This window comes from Sphingobium sp. L-44 (genome assembly GCF_056859495.1).
The window spans coordinates 26,107-41,554 of record NZ_JBSXOQ010000115.1 but is presented as its reverse complement, the minus strand read 5'-3'; the positions used below and the strand labels follow the sequence as shown (position 1 = coordinate 41,554).

The following is a 15,448-nucleotide window of genomic DNA, read 5'->3' as shown; positions in this document are numbered from 1 at the left end:
CAAGACGGTATCGGGTCGAGAAAAGTGGGGCGCATCATGCTGTTTTCCGCGCGCGCGGGCGCGTTTCTGCTGGCCTTGGCCGGCCCCGCGCTGCTGCCCGCTGCCGCCGCCCCGCCGCCTGCCTTCCGCACCGACGATCCGCGCTATGCCCGGCTCTACGCGCTGGAGGACAAGGCCGACGCGCTGTTCGAGAGCGATGATTATGCCCTGTCCATGTCGCAGAAGACGCGCGACGCCTGGACAGCGCTCGAAACGGCGGCATCCCACAGCAAGGTGCAGGGCCAGGCCCATCCGCTGGCGGGCGTCGCGCTCATCAACCTGTCGTCGATGGACCAGATCGACGGCCGCAACCCCGATGCGCTCGCTCATGCGGACCGCGGCCTTGCCCTGCTGTCGCCCTTCCGCGACGCCTATCCGATCTACTGGATGCAGGGCCTGTCGATCAAAGGCTATGTCCAGGTCACGCTGAACCAGATCGGCGCCGGGGTCGAGACGCTGGCTGAAGCAAGCCGCTATATCGACGGCTATTTCGCCCGCACCGATCCCAAGGCGCTGGATGAATCGGCGATGATGCTGAAATCCAACATCGCCTTCGCCCATGCCCAGGCACTGTCCCGGCTTGGCCGCAACAGCGAGGCGGTCGAGGCGCAGCGCCGCAGCATGGAGGCGCGGGTCGCCGCCAGCGGCCAGAACAGCGCGGACGCGGTCGGCGCCTATTATATGTATGCGCAGATGCTCTCGCGCGCGGATCGCGATGCCGAGGCGGAAATCTATGCCCGTCTGGCGGTGGATACCGCGACCGACCATGTCGATCGCAAGCATCCCAATTATGCCCGCGCGCTCGAAGCGCTCGGCCTGCTGCTCTCGCGCACCGGGCGGCGCAACGAAAGCCTCGCCTATCTGGAAGGATCGATCGCGATCAAGCGCGAGACCAGCGGCACGAAGAGCCTGGCCTTTGACTTCGCGCTGCAGAATCTCGGCAATCTGCTGCTGCCGCTGGAACGCTATGACGAGGCCGAACCGCTGTTTCTGGAGGCCGAGCGCGGCTTTCGCGACATCGAAGGTGACACCAGTCCGCAGTCCGCACGCGCGCTGGCCTTTGCCGGCGTCGCCGCTTTCGCCCAGGGACGCAGGGAAGAAGCGATCAGCCGGCTACAGACCGCGCTGGCGCGTGGCCGCACCGGCAGCGCCGAGGATCGCGACATGGGGCAGCGCGTCTATCCCTTTCTGATCCCCGCGCTGATCCAGGCCGGCCGGATGGACGAGGCGCGCGCCGCCGCCGCTGATTTCGACCGGGAGACCCGCCAACTCGACAATCTGCCCGGCTTCGCCATCGCCAATGCCGGCATGCTGTCCGCCTGGGCCAATGGCGGCGACAGCGTCGATGCGGCCTGCCGGCTGATCGCGCTGCTGCGCACCAGCCTCAGCCTGCAGGAGGACGGCGCCCTGACCGAGGATCAGCGCGCCGCGCTGGACAGCGTGCTGGCGATCGCGACACAGGCGCGCGACGCCGGGCTGGCGATGGATGCCATGGCCCTGCTTGCCGGATCAGGCATCGTCCAGGCCAATCATCTGGTCGCGCAGCGGATGGTGGACGACCCCGCACTGGGCAACCGGGTCCGCGCGCTGCAGGACCGGACCCGCGCGCTGCAGGCCGCCGACAGCCTGTTGCTGCAGGCGCTCGCCCGCGACCAGGGCGTCGCCACCGCTCGCGCCAGTCGCGCCACCCTGGCAAAAGAGGTCAATGCCGACCGCACCGCGATCGCCCATGACTTTCCCCGATGGCTGGAGGCGCGCGGCGGCGCCCTGCCCGACCTGGCATCGCTGCAAGCCAATCTGGCGGCGGACGAAGCGCTGCTGGCGGTGACGCCTGCCTTTGACGGCGTCTATATCCTGGCCGTCAGCCGCGAACGGACCGCCATCATCCGGGCGCAGGAAACGCGCGCCGATCTGGTCGGCCGGATCGCGCGACTGCGCGCATCGCTGAGCGCCACCGGCTTCGACCAGGAAGGCGCCCATATCCTCTACACCCAGATCTTCACGCCCGATGTCCAAGCCGCGCTGGGCAAGACGCCGCGCCTGCGGGTCGTACCGACCGGCGCTTTCGCCGCCCTGCCCTTTGCCATGCTGCCGCAAAAGCCGGTGCAGCATATCGACCGCAACACCCCCTGGCTGATCCGGCGCTATGCGTTGCGGATCGACAGCGGCTTCCGCCCCGTCGTGCCGCAAAAGCTGGCGGCGCAGGATGACCGGATGCTGGGCATCGGCGCGCCCCTGCCCTTTTCGCAGGAAACGCAGGCGATCGCCCTGAAGCCGCGCGGCGACGGCGCGGCCACGCTGGCGCAATTGCCGCCCCTGCCCGGATCGGCCGAGGAATTGCAATCGGTTGCGCGCTATTTCGGCCCCGATCATGCCCGGTTGCTGATCGGCGCGAACGCCAGCGAGGCGATCCTGCGCTCCAGCGACCTGCGCCCCTATTCGGTCATGCTGTTCGCCACCCATGGTCTGGTCGGCGGCCAGATGGAGGGACTGGACGAACCGGCCCTGCTGCTGTCGCCCCCCGACACGGATTCCGGCAATGACGGGATACTGACGGCATCGGAAGTGGCGCAGATGCGGATCGGCGCCGACTGGGTGATCCTGTCGGCGTGCAACACCGCCGCCGGCAGCAGCGCCCAGGCCCAGACCTATTCCGGCCTGGCCCAGGCGTTCCGTTATGCCGGCGCCGGCGCCCTGCTGGTGTCGCACTGGCCGGTGCGGGACGATGCCGGCACCTTCATCACGGTCGAGACGGTCAAGGCCAACCGGCGCGGCGCCTATCGCGGCGTGGCGTTGCAACGGGCGATGCTGAAGCTGATCCGGTCCGGCAAGCCGGACGCGGTGCAGCCCTATGTCTGGGCGCCCTTCATCCTCGTGGGGCAATAGCCGCTTGCGGATCGACCCGGTTGGCGAGCGGACGACCGGCGGCGAAATCGCTGATATTGGCCATCGTCGTCTCGGCAATGCTCGCCAGCGCCTCTTCGGTCAGGAATGCCTGATGCCCGGTGACCAGCACATTGGGGAAGGTCAGCAGTCGTTGGAACAGATCATCCTCGATAATCTCGTTGGACAGATCCTCGAAGAACAGGTCGGCCTCCTGCTCATAGACGTCGAGCGCGACACCGCCGATCTTGCGTGACTTGAGCCCCGCCACCAGCGCCTGCGTGTCGATCAGAGCACCGCGGCTGGTATTGACGATAACCAGCCCATCGCGCGCCCGGCCGATCGCGTCGGCATTGATGATATGGCGCGTATCGGGGGTGAGCGGGCAATGGAGCGAGACGATGTCGACCTGTTCCAGCAGGTCGCGCGGCGGCACATAGCGCACGCCCATCGCCAGCAGGTCGGGATCTTCGATCACATCGCTTGCCAGCACCTCGCAGCCAAAGCCCAGCTTCAGCGTGCGGGCGACCAGCGCGCCGATCCGCCCGGTGCCGATCACGCCCGCCACCCGGCCATGGAGGTTGCGGCCGATCAGCCCGTCGAGCGCAAAATTATTTTCCCGCACCCGCGCCCAGGCGCGATGGATGCGCCGGTCGAGCGCCATCAGCAACGCGACGGTGAATTCCGCAACCGCATGGGGTGAATAGGCCGGCACCCGCACCACCGTCAGCCCCAGTTCCGCCGCCGCGACCAGATCGACATTATTATAGCCGGCACAGCGCAGCGCGATCAGCCGCGTGCCGCCGGCCGCCAGCTTGGCCAGAACGGCCGCGTCCAGCCGGTCGTTGACGAACACGCAGACCGCCTCGAACCCTTCGCCCAGGCTCGCGGTATCCGCGTCCAGACGGGGTTCCAGGAAATGCAGTTCATGTCCCTGATTGGCGGCCGACAGGAAATGCCGGTCATAGCCCTTGGTGCCGAAGATCGCGATGCGCATGGCGCCATAGTGCCCGCCCGCCCGCCATCGTCAAGCCGCGGCATATACTGAGCCAGTCCGTTTCACATGTCGGCCAGTCCGGTTGGACAGGCTATCGCAAAGACGGCACTTTGCGTCGCATCCTCAACGATCCGATATGAGTGCCCCGCCCCCATGTTTGCGCTTCTGCTGGCGATCGCCGCCGCGTCATCGAGCAAGGTTCCGCCGCCACCGCCCGCATCGGACGAAGGCGGCATCTACATGTTCGAGACCGGCACCAGCCTGCTCGCAAAATGCCGCAACAAGGCGCCGGAATATAAGCTGGCCTGCACCGCATATATCGCCGGGGCGACCGACGGCATCCGCAAGGAGATGTTCCTGGGCCGCGCCCGCACCGTCTGCTGGCCCAAGCGGATGGCGGCCGAGGATGTAAAAAGCACCGTGGTCGCCTATCTGGAGCGCTACCCCGATCAGCGTGGTGCTGCGGCGTCGGCGCTGGTCAGCATCGCCCTCAACGATCGCTATCCCTGCCAGAAATAAAGCCGCTCGATCAGTCTGATCGATAGTATCCTTGCGCAAAGAGGCGCCGCAACCGCTATGAACTTGCCCTGCCGGGCGGTTGCGCGTAGATGCGGCCCCTATTTTTTTGACGTGAAGGAGACTCGACGTGGCGGCGAAGTGGACGCCGGAAAGCTGGCGGGAGCATAAGGGCATCCAGATGCCCTTTTATCGGGACCAGGAGGCGCTTGCCTCGGTAGAGGCCCAGCTTGGCCAGTTTCCGCCCCTCGTCTTTGCGGGCGAGGCACGGAATCTGAAGGCCGATCTTGGCCGCGTCGCGAACGGCGAAGCCTTCCTGCTGCAGGGCGGCGACTGCGCCGAGAGCTTTGCCGAGTTCCATCCGAACAATATCCGCGACACGTTCCGCGTGCTGCTGCAGATGGCGGTCGTCCTGACTTTCGCCTCGAAGCTGCCGGTGGTGAAGGTCGGCCGCATGGCGGGCCAGTTCGCAAAGCCCCGCTCGGCCGATACCGAGACGATCGGCGGCGTGGAACTGCCCAGCTATCGCGGCGACAATGTCAACGACATCGCCTTCACGCCCGAGGCGCGCGAGCCCGATCCGCAGCGGATGATCCGCGCCTATAACCAGTCGGCGGCGACGCTGAACCTGGTGCGCGCCTTCTCGACCGGCGGCTATGCCAGCCTCGACCGGGTGCATGGCTGGATGCTCGATTTCATGGGTCGCAGCCCCTGGGCCGCGAAGTTCGAGGCGATGGCCGACCAGATCGGCCAGGCGCTCGACTTTATGCGTGCCTGTGGCCTGGACGCGGATAGCGTGCCCCAGCTTGGCGGCACCAGCTTCTACACCAGCCATGAGGCGCTGCTGCTGCCGTTCGAACAGGCGCTGACCCGTCAGGACAGCCTGACCGGCGACTGGTATGACACCTCGGCGCACATGCTGTGGATCGGCGACCGCACCCGCTTCGAAGGGTCGTCGCATGTCGAATATCTGCGCGGCATCGGCAACCCGATCGGCATGAAGTGCGGCCCGACCTTGGAGCCGGACGAATTGCTGCGCCTGCTCGACCTGTTGAACCCGAAGCGGGAAGCCGGGCGTATCACGCTCATCACCCGCTATGGCCATGACAAGATCGAGGCCGGCCTGCCCAAGCTGGTGCGCGCGGTGAAGCGCGAGGGTCATTCGGTGGTCTGGTCCTGCGACCCGATGCACGGCAATGTCATCAAGGCGGCCAATGGCTACAAGACGCGGCCGTTCGACCGCATCCTGGCCGAAGTGCGCGGCTTCTTTGCCGTGCATCGCGCCGAAGGGACGTTTGGCGGCGGCATCCATGCCGAAATGACCGGCCAGAATGTGACCGAATGCACCGGCGGTGCGATCGCGATCACCGACGAAGGCCTGGCCGATCGCTATCACACCCATTGCGATCCCCGCCTCAACGCGGCGCAGAGCCTGGAACTGGCTTTCCTGCTGGCAGAAATGCTGAACGAGGAACTGAAGGAACGCCGCGCCGCGGCCTGACGAAAAAGGAACCGGCCCCTCCGAATCGCAAGGAGGGGCCGGTCCAGCCGGCCTCTGCCCCCTGTTCAGCCGGGATCCGCGATCGGATCGAACTCCAGATGCAGGTGCCGCAGCGCCCGCAATATATAGGTGGGCTCATAGTCGAAGCGCAGCGCCTCACCTGACCCGTGATGGGCCGGAGACAGGCGGATATTGCCCATCCGCGCCAATAGCCGTTCGATGCTGACCGCCACCTCGCGCCGGGCGAGCGGCGCGCCGATGCAGGTATGCGCCCCCCGGCCAAAGGCCAGATGCTCCTTGGCACGCGGCCGATCCATGTCGAACTGCGCCGGATTGTCGAAACGGCGCGGATCGCGATTGGCCGCCATGTGCGACATCAGGATCGTCGTCCCCGCCTTGATCTCGACCCCGCCCAGCTCCGTCGTCCGCGTGCAGATACGCCCCCCGCTCTTCACCGACCCGTCATAGCGCAGCACTTCCTCCAGGAAATTGGGGATACGCTTGGGGTCGGCACGCAACTGCGCCTGGATATCCGGCCGGATCGCGATGATGCGGAAGGCGTTGGCCAGCAGCCGGTTGGTCGTGTCCTGCCCCGCGCCGAACAGGAAGGCCGCCATCGCCGTCAGATCGACCAGGGTCGGGCTCGTCCCATCCGGGAACTTCGCCAGCGCCAGCGTCGTCAATATGTCCTTCTTCCCCGTGTCCGCGCCCAGCAGCCTGCGCACCGGCAGCACCGCCGGATGGTTCAGGAAGCGGCGCCAGGCGATGTAGCGGAACATATGCTTGCCAAGGCCGACCAGCGGATTGTGCTTCAGATCCTCGGGCGATCCGTCGATCTGGGCCGGCACCGCCCCTTCCAGCAGGACGCGGAAGGCCGCACGCTCCTTGGCCGGGATGCCCAGCAGGTCGGCGATCACCAGCGTCGCATAGGGGCCGCCATATTGGCGCACCAGATCGACCTTACCATCGGCGGCAAACTCGTCGATCAGGCTGTCGGCGGTCGCATAGAGGGATGGCTCCAGCGCCTTCAACCGACTGGGTGTGAACAGGCTGCCGATCACCGATCGCAGCTTGGCATGGCGGGTGCCGCTTTCCGTCACGATCTGGTCGGCAAAGGCGATCTTGGGCCGCGCCGCCTCCAGTTCCGCCGCGATGTCGTCGCCCTGCGGCGTGAAGGGCAATTCCGTCATCGGCCCGGTCACGGCGTTGATGCTGGAAAAATGCTCGGTATCGAGCATCACCTGCACCGTTTCCTCATAGCCCGTCACCGCCACCACATTGCGATGGGGCAGCCGCGTCACCGGCCCCTGGGCGCGCAGAAAGTCGAAATAGGCATGGGGATCATCAACCAGATCCACATCCTTGTAGAAGTCCGCCGTGGCGTAATCGCGCATGATCCTCACCCATTTATGATATACATTGGATCATATCATCCGCCCTGCCGCTGTCAACGACGGCAAAATGGTAAAGCAAATCGCAGGGCTTTCGCGCTAGGACAGCGCCATGCATGGGTCGGCACCACAGGAAAGCAGCATGATCGGGGCGGGTCGCTATCGCCGCGACATTGACGGGCTGCGCGCCATCGCCATCCTGCCGGTGCTGCTCTTCCATGCCCATGTGCCCGGCTTTTCCGGCGGCTATGTCGGCGTCGACATCTTCTTCGTGATCTCCGGCTTCCTCATCACCGGCATCATCGCGCGCGAGGTGGATGAACAGCGCTTCTCGCTCGTCCATTTCTACGAACGCCGCTTCCGCCGGATCATGCCGGCGCTCAGCCTGATGATCCTGGCCGTGCTGGCGGCGGCCTGCTGGCTCTATCTGCCCGGCGATATCGAGGGCGTGCCGAAATCCGCGCTCGCCGCCACGCTGTTCTCCTCCAACCTCTGGTTCTTCACCGACACCGGCTATTTCGCCGGCGGCGCCGACGTGAAACCGCTGCTCCACAGCTGGTCGCTGGCGGTGGAGGAGCAATTCTACATCGGCTTCCCGATCCTGCTGATGCTGGTCGCACGCTTTGCCGCCCGCTGGCGCAGCCTGATCGTCGGCGCGATCACCGCACTCTCGCTGACACTGGCGATCGCACTTCAGCGCGACACCAGCGGCTTCACCTTCTACCTGCTGCCGACCCGCGCCTGGGAATTATTTGCGGGGGCCTTGCTGGCGCTCGGCGCCATACCCGCCGCGCGCCCGCGCTGGCTGCGGGAGGCGCTTGCGTGGAGTGGCCTTCTATCTGTCGCCTTCGCCGTCATCTTCTACACCCGCGAGACCATCTTCCCCGGCATCACCGCCCTGCCCCCTGTGCTGGGCGCGGCGCTGTTGCTGCACAGCGCGCCGGGCACCAGCGTCGGGCGCCTGCTCAGCCTGCGCCTTTTCGTCGGCGTGGGCCTCATCTCCTATTCCCTCTATCTGTGGCACTGGCCGCTGATCGTCTTCACCGAATATGCGACCGATGCGGCCCTGACCGGATCGACGGCCATCGCAGTCGTGACAGCTTCCTTCATCGCCGCCATCCTCTCTTGGCGCTTCATCGAGCGTCCCTTCCGCGATGCCCGCCGCATCCCCGCCCGGCGCATCTTCCAGTTCACCGGCGGCGCCATGTCGCTACTCTGCCTCCTGTCGCTGACGCTGCTGGCGATGGGCGGCTGGCCGCAGCGCTTTGTGCCCCAGGTGCTGCAGCTCGCCGCCGGCCGCACCGACATCAGCCCCGCGCGCAAGGCCTGCCACGACACATTCGCCCGCGGTGCCCAGCCCTGCATTCTCGGCGCCAAGGTCCGACCCGATGCCCTGCTCTGGGGCGACAGCCATGGCGTGGAAATGGCCTATGCCCTGTCGCTCAAGGCCAGGGCGGAAGGCCGCGCCCTGATCGAGCGCACCACCTCCAGTTGCCCGCCGGTGCTGGGCTATGACGCGCCCAAGGATGCCCGCTGCGCTCGCGCCAACCAGGCCGCCTTTGCCGCCATCCGTGCCGATCCGGGCATCCGCCGCATCTATCTCGCCGCCTTCTGGGCCAATGGCGAATTTGACGATCCCGCCTTCGTCGCGAAACTCGACGCCACCATCCATGCGCTTCGCGCCGAAGGACGGCAGGTCATCCTGATCGGACCGGTCCCACCCCAGCCTTTCGACGTGCCACGCCATCTGGCCCATCTCGCTCGAGCTGGACAACTGGACCAGGCGCAGGGTGTGGACCGCGCTACGATCGAGGCCCGCACCCGCAATCTGCGCGCGCTGTTTGCCCGTTGGCAGGCACGGGGGGTGACGCTGATCGATCCGATGGCGCGGCTATGCGATGCCCGCCGCTGCGCCATCATCCATGATAGCAAGCCGCTCTATTTCGATTCCCATCATCTGAGTGTCGCCGGCGCCCGGCTGGTGATGAACGACTAAATCATTCCGCCGCCATCGCGTAGCTGCGCGGCAGTTCGTTCGCCAGCGCCTCGGCAATCGCTGCCACCACGCCCTGCATCCGCGTCAGTCCCGGTCCCGGCCGGTCGAGCGTGACGTCGAGATAGAGGGCACGGTCCACCTCCAGCTGCAGCGCATGGAAATCGCGCTCCGGCCGGCCATGCCGCTCGATCAGATGGTCGCCGGCATAGGGATGGTTCTGCGAGGTCAGCACGCCATGCCCGGCCGCGACATCGGCCGCCAGCATCATCAGCCGTGTCGCGGCGCTGCGGCCGAAGCGATCGCCCAGCACCAGCGCCGGGGCAGCCTGCCCGGCGGCCGGCGGCGGCAGCGGCGGCATCGAATGCAGGTCGATCAGGATGGCATGGCCATGCCGTTCCCGCGCCGCCGTCATCATCTGTGCCAGCCGGGCATGATAGGGCCGATGCACCGTCTCGATCCGCCGCCGCGCTTCCTCCCAGGGGATGGGCCGCTGCCACAATTCCAGGGCGCCGGGCAGGCGACGGGGAATGAGGCCCAGCCCGCCGCGCAGTTTGGCGCTGCTCTGCAGCGGTTGGTCGCGGGGCAGACCGGTCACCATCACCGGATCCAGCTCCCGCTCATGCCGGTTGAGGTCGATCATCGCGCGCGGCGCGCGGGCGACCAGCACGCTATAGCCCCGCGCGACCAGCGGCCCCGCCAGCATGTCGGCCCAGCGATCCTCCAGCCGGCGCAGCACCTCCGGCCGCACCCGCGCCAGAGCGAGCAATTCAGGGGAATAGTCGCGCCCGGCATGGGGCACGGACACAATCAGCGGACCATTGGGAAGAGCAGGACCATGAAGATCATAGGCCGCCGTCGATTCGGTTGGCGGACACGTACCAAAATGATCCAACGCCATTCCTTTCACCGGCCGGGGAAAAATTTGGTCGGCTGGATAATCTTTAATCCTTGTCGCATATATCCAAACGGCTTGCCAGTCTGTGGGCAAGGCAAGGGGCGCCGCGGAAGACGGCTTACAGGAAATTTGGGGTCAATGGTTCGAATCCTGCTGGCGGAAGATGATGACAGCATGCGCGCCTATCTGGCGCGGGCGCTGGAAAAGTCGGGTTATGAGGTGGTGGCGGTCGCCACCGGCACCCAGGCCGTGCCGCATATCGAATCGGATCGGTTCGACCTGCTGCTGACCGACATCGTCATGCCCGAGATGGACGGCATCGAACTGGCGCAGCACACCGCCAATGTCGCGCCCCAGACCCGCATCATGTTCATCACCGGCTTTGCCGCCGTGACGCTGAAAGCCGGCAAGGCGGTGCCGCAGGCGAAGGTGCTGTCGAAGCCCTTCCACCTGCGCGACCTGGTGCTGGAAGTCGAACGGATGTTCGGCAGCGAGACGCTGACCGGCCTTAGCTGAGCGCTTCGGCCGCAACCTCCTCCGCGCCCTGCCCCAGCGGCGGCAGCGGCTTGCCCGCCATGGCCGCCGCGAAGCGCTCGCGATCCAGGCCCTTTTCCCAGACCGACACCACCACCGTCGCCACCGCATTGCCGACGAAGTTGGTGAGGCTGCGGCATTCGCTCATGAAGCGATCGACGCCCAGGATCAGGGTCATGCCCGCGACCGGCACCGACGGCACGATCGACAGGGTGGCGGCCAGGGTGATGAAGCCTGCGCCGGTCACGCCCGCTGCGCCCTTGGAAGACAGCATCGCCACCAGCAGCAGCAATATCTGCTCCTCCAGGCTCAGATGCACATTGGTCGCCTGCGCGATGAACAGCGCCGCCAGGGTCATGTAGATATTGGTGCCGTCGAGGTTGAAGCTGTAGCCGGTCGGCACGACCAGCCCGACCACCGACTTGCGGCACCCGGCCTGCTCCATCTTCTCGATCAGGCTGGGCAGCGCCGCTTCCGACGAGGAGGTGCCCAGCACCAGCAGCAGTTCGGCGCGCAGATAGCGGATCAGGTGCAGGATGTTGAAGCCGGCGAACCAGGCGACCGTCCCCAGCACGACGAGCACGAACAGCAGCGAGGTGAGGTAGAAGGTCGCGACCAGCCCGGCGAGGTTGGCGAGCGTCCCGACGCCATATTTGGCCACGGTGAAGGCCATCGCGCCGAACGCGCCGAAGGGCGCCGCCTTCATCAGGAAGGATACCAGCTTGAAGATGGCGAGGCTGGCCGATTCCAGCACCGTCATCAGCGGCTCGGCCTTCTCCCCGATCATGCTGAGCGCGATGCCGAACAGGATCGCGACGAACAGCACCTGCAGGATATTATGCCCGTCGGCCACCGCCGACACCAGGGTCGCGGGAATGACGTTCAGGAGGAAGGCGACCAGCGTGCGATCATGCGCCTGCTGCGCATAATCGGCGATCTTGCTGGCATCCAGGGTCGCCGGATCGATGTTGAGCCCGGCGCCAGGCTGCACGACATTGGCGATGATCAGGCCGACGATCAGCGCCAGGGTGGAGAAGGTCAGGAAATAGGCAAAGGCCTTGGCCGCGACCCGGCCGATCGCGCCAAGTTCCTTCATACCGGCGATACCAGTGACGATCGTCAGGAAGATGACCGGCGCGATGATCATCCGCACCAGCGCGATGAAGGCATCGCCCAGCGGCTTCATCGCCTCGCCCGTCGCCGGGAAATAATGGCCGAGCAGCACGCCCAGCGCGATCGCCACCAGCACCTGGAAATAGAGATGGCGATAGAAGGGGAGCGGCCGAACCGGTTCCGTCGGCGTCGATGGCGTAGGCAACATGATGTTTTTGCGTCCCCCCTTATTTGCACCGCAGCATATGGCCTCCCCACCCCCTGTCCAGCGGGTTGGAAAAGTTTCTACAAAAAAGTGTCATTTAGCGCTTGCGCGAGTCACCGCCCCCCGTTATTGGCCCCCTCCACGGCGGGCGTGTAGCTCAGTGGTAGAGCACTGTGTTGACATCGCAGGGGTCGCAAGTTCAATCCTTGCCACGCCCACCATGGAAAACCCCGGCAAGTCAGTGACTTACCGGGGTTTTTCTATGCCCGCATTGGGATGATGACGGCGCCGCCTCCGGTGTCCTTCCGGTGGAACGCCCCCGGTGCCAGCCTCTCTATCTCATCGATCAGTTGCTCAAGGGCGCGGGTGCAATCGGCCAGATAGGCCGGATCAAAGGCCGCATAGAGGTCTGTCACGCTGTCTATGCGGCGGTGCCCTAATTGAAGCTCCAGTTGCTCGCTAGGAACCTTGCGCGCCGGATCGCGCAGCAGCTGCGCCACCGATCGGCGGATCAGCTTCTGACCATTCTCGCCATCCTTGGGCCAGCCCAGCTTTTCGCACATGGTGTCGAACGCGCTGCGTATGTTGCCGCTTTTCACGAACAGCCCTTCGCACCCGTCCATATGCAAGGCGAACTGGCGGGGCGCGATGATGGTGGCGCGATACTTCTTCGTCTGCCGGCGGCCGATCGGGTTCAGGTGCAGCACACGGCTGGCGCTATCCCATTGCCGGCGCTTGGGATCGGTCGAGATATCATAGACCGCATCCGGGCGCGCGGCGGTGCAGACGCTGGCGATCAGCCACTGATGCAGCGCCTTGCGCTTCTGCGGAAACTGCGGGTCGATCGCATATTCGAATGCGGCGGCCAGTTCCTTCACCGTCAGGCGGCGGCGCGGCGTCCTGTTCAGTTCCTTGGTCTGGATCGGGCGGAACTGAACAGGCCGGGCCACGTCGCCGCGATCGTGCGCGGCGGTGATGGCTGCGGCCAAGGCGATGACGCTATTTTCGATGGTCGACGGCGCGCGCGGCTCTTCGCGGACACGGCCGCTGGTGAAGATTACGGGCTGCTTGGCCGCCCAATCGCGGAAGCCCTGCACCCATGTCTCATTAACCTGGCGGCATCGGATGTTGGGGCTGGGCAGCGTGCCGATATAGTCGACCACATGGGCAAGGCGGGCCTCAAGGATTTTGTCATCCTTGAGCGCCAGATAGTCGACGATCGCCTTGGTGACGAAGTAGCTGGCGTCTTCCGCGTTGCGGCGCTGGCCGCAGGTGGGGCAGATCGCCGCCCCTTCCGTATTCTGGAGGTAGTGGCGGTCTAGTGCGCGCTTCGCCTGCGCGTCATCTGCTGTGCCCGTCGAAAGGCTTCTGAGCCGTCCTCGGTCGGGGTCATACCAGAAGATGGCGAGGTTGGGGGATCGAAGGGTGCCGTCTCGCTTGCGGTCCCAATCGAGCCAGTAGGCACCGCGCTGATAAACTCCCTGCGCCTTTGCGCGTCTCGGCATCGTGCATCTTCTTTCTGTATGGCGGCTGCTGCCTGCTGGATCGCATCATTACCGCCGTGCAGGAAGAACAAGTCAAGATCGGCGTCGGTCAGGCGGATGCCCCTGCCCTTGTCGCGGGCGCGCGACAGGCGGCGGGCGAGGTCGGAAACGGCGTTCATGCGGCGGCCCTTTCGGGATGCTCTGGCACCGGCTGGTCCAGCACGTAGAGCAAGGTGAACTGAATTGCATATTGCAGATCGCGCAGGCCGCGCACCTTTCCGGGCAGCTTATAGAAAGCTTCCGGCGCCTTCCGCAGGGTGGCCGCGATACTCTCGACCATGATCTGCTTATGCTCGACCGGCCAATGGATCGGCCGGCGCTCGCCATTCAGGATGTGCGCGAAATGCTCGATGTTGGACCAGATGATTTCATCATCACGCGCGGTGGGGCTGTCCTGCCTGCCCGCGCGCTCCCATGCCACCTTGCGGCGGGCGCGTTCCTCGCGGGCGATCTGGACCAGTTGGAAGGGTGCGGGCCGGGTCATTGCACAGTCTCGTGCGTGAAACGTCCGTGGCGATCGAGCGCGGGCGGCTGGTCGGGCAACCGATTTATGTCAGTGTGGCCGAACGGATCGAGGCAGCGCCAGATGCTATCGCGCGCATCGAACCGAAACCACTTGCCGCCCGCGCGACCATCACGATAGTCATTCCAGAGGAACAGCAAGTCGCCTTCAAGCTTAGGGTGCGCTTTGTCGGTAACGACTGCACCATCTCGCCATACCGGCCTTGGATCAGGGCGCATCAAATCCAAAAGGTCATCCATCGCTTGCATCCCCCGGAAGGCCGCAGGTGCATGGGACCGCATGAGCATCCTTTAGAGACCCGCCATCATCGTCCCGGCACACGCGTGAGGCGAAGGCTTCTGCGGCCTTGTCGAGCTGGCGCAGGGTGTCGTGGCCGGCCTGCTGCTCATCGACGCTTTCGCGTCCATATTCATCAAGCACTTCCCGCGCAGCCACGACCAGAGCCGCGACATCGGCGGAAACTGCCGGCGCGGACATGCGGCGGGCCTCGCGGATCAACACTGCGGCCCACTGCTGCGCGTCTTCGGTCAGCTCCTGCCATTCTGGGGCGGCATGGACGCGCAGCACCGGATTGCTGTCGACAATGGCATGGGCAAGGCGAAGCTCTTCCTGGGTAGGAAGCGGCGTCCGCCCGACGCCGGCAGGCGCGGCAAGGTTGAGCATGGCGACAATGCCCTGCGCCTCCGGTTCCGACAGGAAGCGCTGATCTTCGTCCAGATCGTCGGCGGCGGCGCGGCAAATATACCAGCGGCCGTCGGGTATCATGAACGCACGCGCCTCATATTGCGGAGGCATCCGCACGATGTGGCGCGGATCGAGATAGTCGAGAATGCGGGTATAGAAGAGCGCTTCCTCTGCATCGTCGGGGCCACCCTGGGCGTCGATCGACAGGCGGAACGCATCGGCCAGCTTTTCGCCGACCGAAACCGCAAAGGCAGTGTCGCCCAGCTGGTTGCCTTCGCGGGCGAAGGTCAGCAGCTCGTGAGCGGCCTCGCTCGCGCAGCTTGCCGCCGCGATCGCCTTGGACCGGGTGTCCGGCACAGCGATGCCGAAGCCGCATTCGCAGATGATGCTGTCGCGGCCCGCGCAATCGCGGGTCGACCAGTTGCGGTCGCAATTGGGGCAGCAAAGGATGAGCTTAGACATGCTTGGCCTCCAGTTCAGCGACGCGGGCGCGCAGCTGCGTGTTATCGTGGTGCAGGGCGCTGAGCCGCGTGCGGTAGCTGGTGTTGCTGCGGCACAGGCGGCGGACATCGTTGGCGCGCTTGCGTTCGGCGATCCCGTCCAGATAGGACGCGACGCCCATAGCGG

At 65.7% G+C, this 15,448-nt stretch carries 14 protein-coding genes and 1 tRNA gene; 6 read left to right on the top strand and 9 right to left on the bottom strand.

Annotated features, from left to right (window positions below; all coding sequences use genetic code 11):
* The first annotated feature begins 36 nt into the window (after nt 1–36).
* Nucleotides 37–2,925, top strand: coding sequence for a CHAT domain-containing protein (locus tag AC13EK_RS19290; RefSeq protein WP_069335747.1), 2,889 nt, complete (start codon nt 37–39; stop codon nt 2,923–2,925).
* Here AC13EK_RS19290 and AC13EK_RS19285 read toward each other — a convergent pair.
* The gene (locus tag AC13EK_RS19285; protein ID WP_069335746.1) at nt 2,906–3,919 is read right to left on the bottom strand and encodes a 2-hydroxyacid dehydrogenase; all 1,014 of its coding nucleotides are present in this window, start codon (nt 3,917–3,919) and stop codon (nt 2,906–2,908) included. The genes AC13EK_RS19290 and AC13EK_RS19285 overlap by 20 nt on opposite strands.
* A gap of 153 nt (nt 3,920–4,072) precedes the next feature.
* Between AC13EK_RS19285 and AC13EK_RS19280 the strand changes: the two genes are divergently transcribed.
* Complete coding sequence (locus tag AC13EK_RS19280) at nt 4,073–4,438, top strand: Rap1a/Tai family immunity protein (protein WP_017502598.1); 366 nt, start codon at nt 4,073–4,075, stop codon at nt 4,436–4,438.
* A gap of 127 nt (nt 4,439–4,565) precedes the next feature.
* Nucleotides 4,566–5,936, top strand: a complete 1,371-nt coding sequence (locus AC13EK_RS19275) for a class II 3-deoxy-7-phosphoheptulonate synthase (protein ID WP_004208138.1) — start codon at nt 4,566–4,568, stop codon at nt 5,934–5,936.
* A gap of 65 nt (nt 5,937–6,001) precedes the next feature.
* On the opposite strand, the gene AC13EK_RS19270 is transcribed toward AC13EK_RS19275, so the two are convergent.
* Nucleotides 6,002–7,330, bottom strand: coding sequence for a cytochrome P450 (locus tag AC13EK_RS19270; protein ID WP_069335745.1), 1,329 nt, complete (start codon nt 7,328–7,330; stop codon nt 6,002–6,004).
* Between the two features lie 139 nt (nt 7,331–7,469).
* Here AC13EK_RS19270 and AC13EK_RS19265 point away from each other — a divergent pair, with 139 nt between their 5' ends.
* Nucleotides 7,470–9,323: an acyltransferase family protein gene (locus AC13EK_RS19265; RefSeq protein WP_069335744.1), complete on the top strand. Its 1,854-nt coding sequence runs from the start codon at nt 7,470–7,472 to the stop codon at nt 9,321–9,323.
* Between the two features lies 1 nt (nt 9,324).
* On the opposite strand, the gene AC13EK_RS19260 is transcribed toward AC13EK_RS19265, so the two are convergent.
* Complete coding sequence (locus AC13EK_RS19260; RefSeq protein ID WP_037507717.1) at nt 9,325–10,221, bottom strand: N-formylglutamate amidohydrolase; 897 nt, start codon at nt 10,219–10,221, stop codon at nt 9,325–9,327.
* Nucleotides 10,222–10,356: 135 nt separating this feature from the next.
* On the opposite strand from AC13EK_RS19260, the gene cpdR reads away from it, so the two are divergent.
* On the top strand, nt 10,357–10,734 hold the full coding sequence (cpdR, locus tag AC13EK_RS19255) for a cell cycle two-component system response regulator CpdR (RefSeq protein ID WP_004208143.1): 378 nt from the start codon (nt 10,357–10,359) through the stop codon (nt 10,732–10,734).
* Here the strand turns inward: cpdR and AC13EK_RS19250 are convergent.
* On the bottom strand, nt 10,727–12,073 hold the full coding sequence (locus AC13EK_RS19250; RefSeq protein WP_069335743.1) for a dicarboxylate/amino acid:cation symporter: 1,347 nt from the start codon (nt 12,071–12,073) through the stop codon (nt 10,727–10,729). The genes cpdR and AC13EK_RS19250 overlap by 8 nt on opposite strands.
* 143 nt (nt 12,074–12,216) lie before the next feature.
* Between AC13EK_RS19250 and AC13EK_RS19245 the strand changes: the two genes are divergently transcribed.
* Nucleotides 12,217–12,291: transfer RNA gene (locus AC13EK_RS19245), tRNA-Val, on the top strand.
* A gap of 39 nt (nt 12,292–12,330) precedes the next feature.
* Here AC13EK_RS19245 and AC13EK_RS19240 read toward each other — a convergent pair.
* The 5 genes from AC13EK_RS19240 to AC13EK_RS19220 all read right to left on the bottom strand — a co-directional run bounded on the left by AC13EK_RS19240 (nt 12,331) and on the right by AC13EK_RS19220 (nt 15,443).
* The gene (locus AC13EK_RS19240) at nt 12,331–13,575 is read right to left on the bottom strand and encodes a hypothetical protein (RefSeq protein ID WP_483022360.1); all 1,245 of its coding nucleotides are present in this window, start codon (nt 13,573–13,575) and stop codon (nt 12,331–12,333) included.
* 154 nt (nt 13,576–13,729) lie between these two features.
* Nucleotides 13,730–14,098 carry a hypothetical protein gene (locus AC13EK_RS19235; RefSeq protein ID WP_483022359.1) on the bottom strand — a complete coding sequence of 123 codons (369 nt, stop codon included), beginning with the start codon at nt 14,096–14,098 and terminating at the stop codon, nt 13,730–13,732.
* On the bottom strand, nt 14,095–14,376 hold the full coding sequence (locus AC13EK_RS19230; protein ID WP_483022358.1) for a hypothetical protein: 282 nt from the start codon (nt 14,374–14,376) through the stop codon (nt 14,095–14,097). The genes AC13EK_RS19235 and AC13EK_RS19230 overlap by 4 nt, the downstream gene beginning before the upstream one ends.
* Nucleotides 14,369–15,283 carry a hypothetical protein gene (locus AC13EK_RS19225; RefSeq protein ID WP_483022357.1) on the bottom strand — a complete coding sequence of 305 codons (915 nt, stop codon included), beginning with the start codon at nt 15,281–15,283 and terminating at the stop codon, nt 14,369–14,371. Before AC13EK_RS19225 ends, AC13EK_RS19230 begins: the two co-directional genes overlap by 8 nt.
* Entirely contained in the window at nt 15,276–15,443 is a 168-nt protein-coding gene (locus AC13EK_RS19220; protein WP_483022356.1) for a hypothetical protein, read from the bottom strand. Before AC13EK_RS19220 ends, AC13EK_RS19225 begins: the two co-directional genes overlap by 8 nt.
* Between the last annotated feature and the right edge of the window lie 5 nt (nt 15,444–15,448).

Excerpts from the sequence above, each read along its gene's own strand:
- AC13EK_RS19235 (WP_483022359.1), bottom strand. The coding sequence starts at position 14,098 with ATGACCCGGCCCGCACCCTTCCAACTGGTCCAGATCGCCCGCGAGGAA.
- AC13EK_RS19290 (WP_069335747.1), top strand. The coding sequence starts at position 37 with ATGCTGTTTTCCGCGCGCGCGGGCGCGTTTCTGCTGGCCTTGGCCGGC.
- AC13EK_RS19220 (WP_483022356.1), bottom strand. The coding sequence starts at position 15,443 with ATGGGCGTCGCGTCCTATCTGGACGGGATCGCCGAACGCAAGCGCGCC.
- AC13EK_RS19260 (WP_037507717.1), bottom strand. The coding sequence starts at position 10,221 with ATGGCGTTGGATCATTTTGGTACGTGTCCGCCAACCGAATCGACGGCG.
- AC13EK_RS19285 (WP_069335746.1), bottom strand. The coding sequence starts at position 3,919 with ATGCGCATCGCGATCTTCGGCACCAAGGGCTATGACCGGCATTTCCTG.
- AC13EK_RS19250 (WP_069335743.1), bottom strand. The coding sequence starts at position 12,073 with ATGTTGCCTACGCCATCGACGCCGACGGAACCGGTTCGGCCGCTCCCC.
- AC13EK_RS19270 (WP_069335745.1), bottom strand. The coding sequence starts at position 7,330 with ATGCGCGATTACGCCACGGCGGACTTCTACAAGGATGTGGATCTGGTT.
- cpdR (WP_004208143.1), top strand. The coding sequence starts at position 10,357 with ATGGTTCGAATCCTGCTGGCGGAAGATGATGACAGCATGCGCGCCTAT.
- AC13EK_RS19230 (WP_483022358.1), bottom strand. The coding sequence starts at position 14,376 with ATGGATGACCTTTTGGATTTGATGCGCCCTGATCCAAGGCCGGTATGG.
- AC13EK_RS19280 (WP_017502598.1), top strand. The coding sequence starts at position 4,073 with ATGTTTGCGCTTCTGCTGGCGATCGCCGCCGCGTCATCGAGCAAGGTT.
- AC13EK_RS19265 (WP_069335744.1), top strand. The coding sequence starts at position 7,470 with ATGATCGGGGCGGGTCGCTATCGCCGCGACATTGACGGGCTGCGCGCC.
- AC13EK_RS19225 (WP_483022357.1), bottom strand. The coding sequence starts at position 15,283 with ATGTCTAAGCTCATCCTTTGCTGCCCCAATTGCGACCGCAACTGGTCG.
- AC13EK_RS19240 (WP_483022360.1), bottom strand. The coding sequence starts at position 13,575 with ATGCCGAGACGCGCAAAGGCGCAGGGAGTTTATCAGCGCGGTGCCTAC.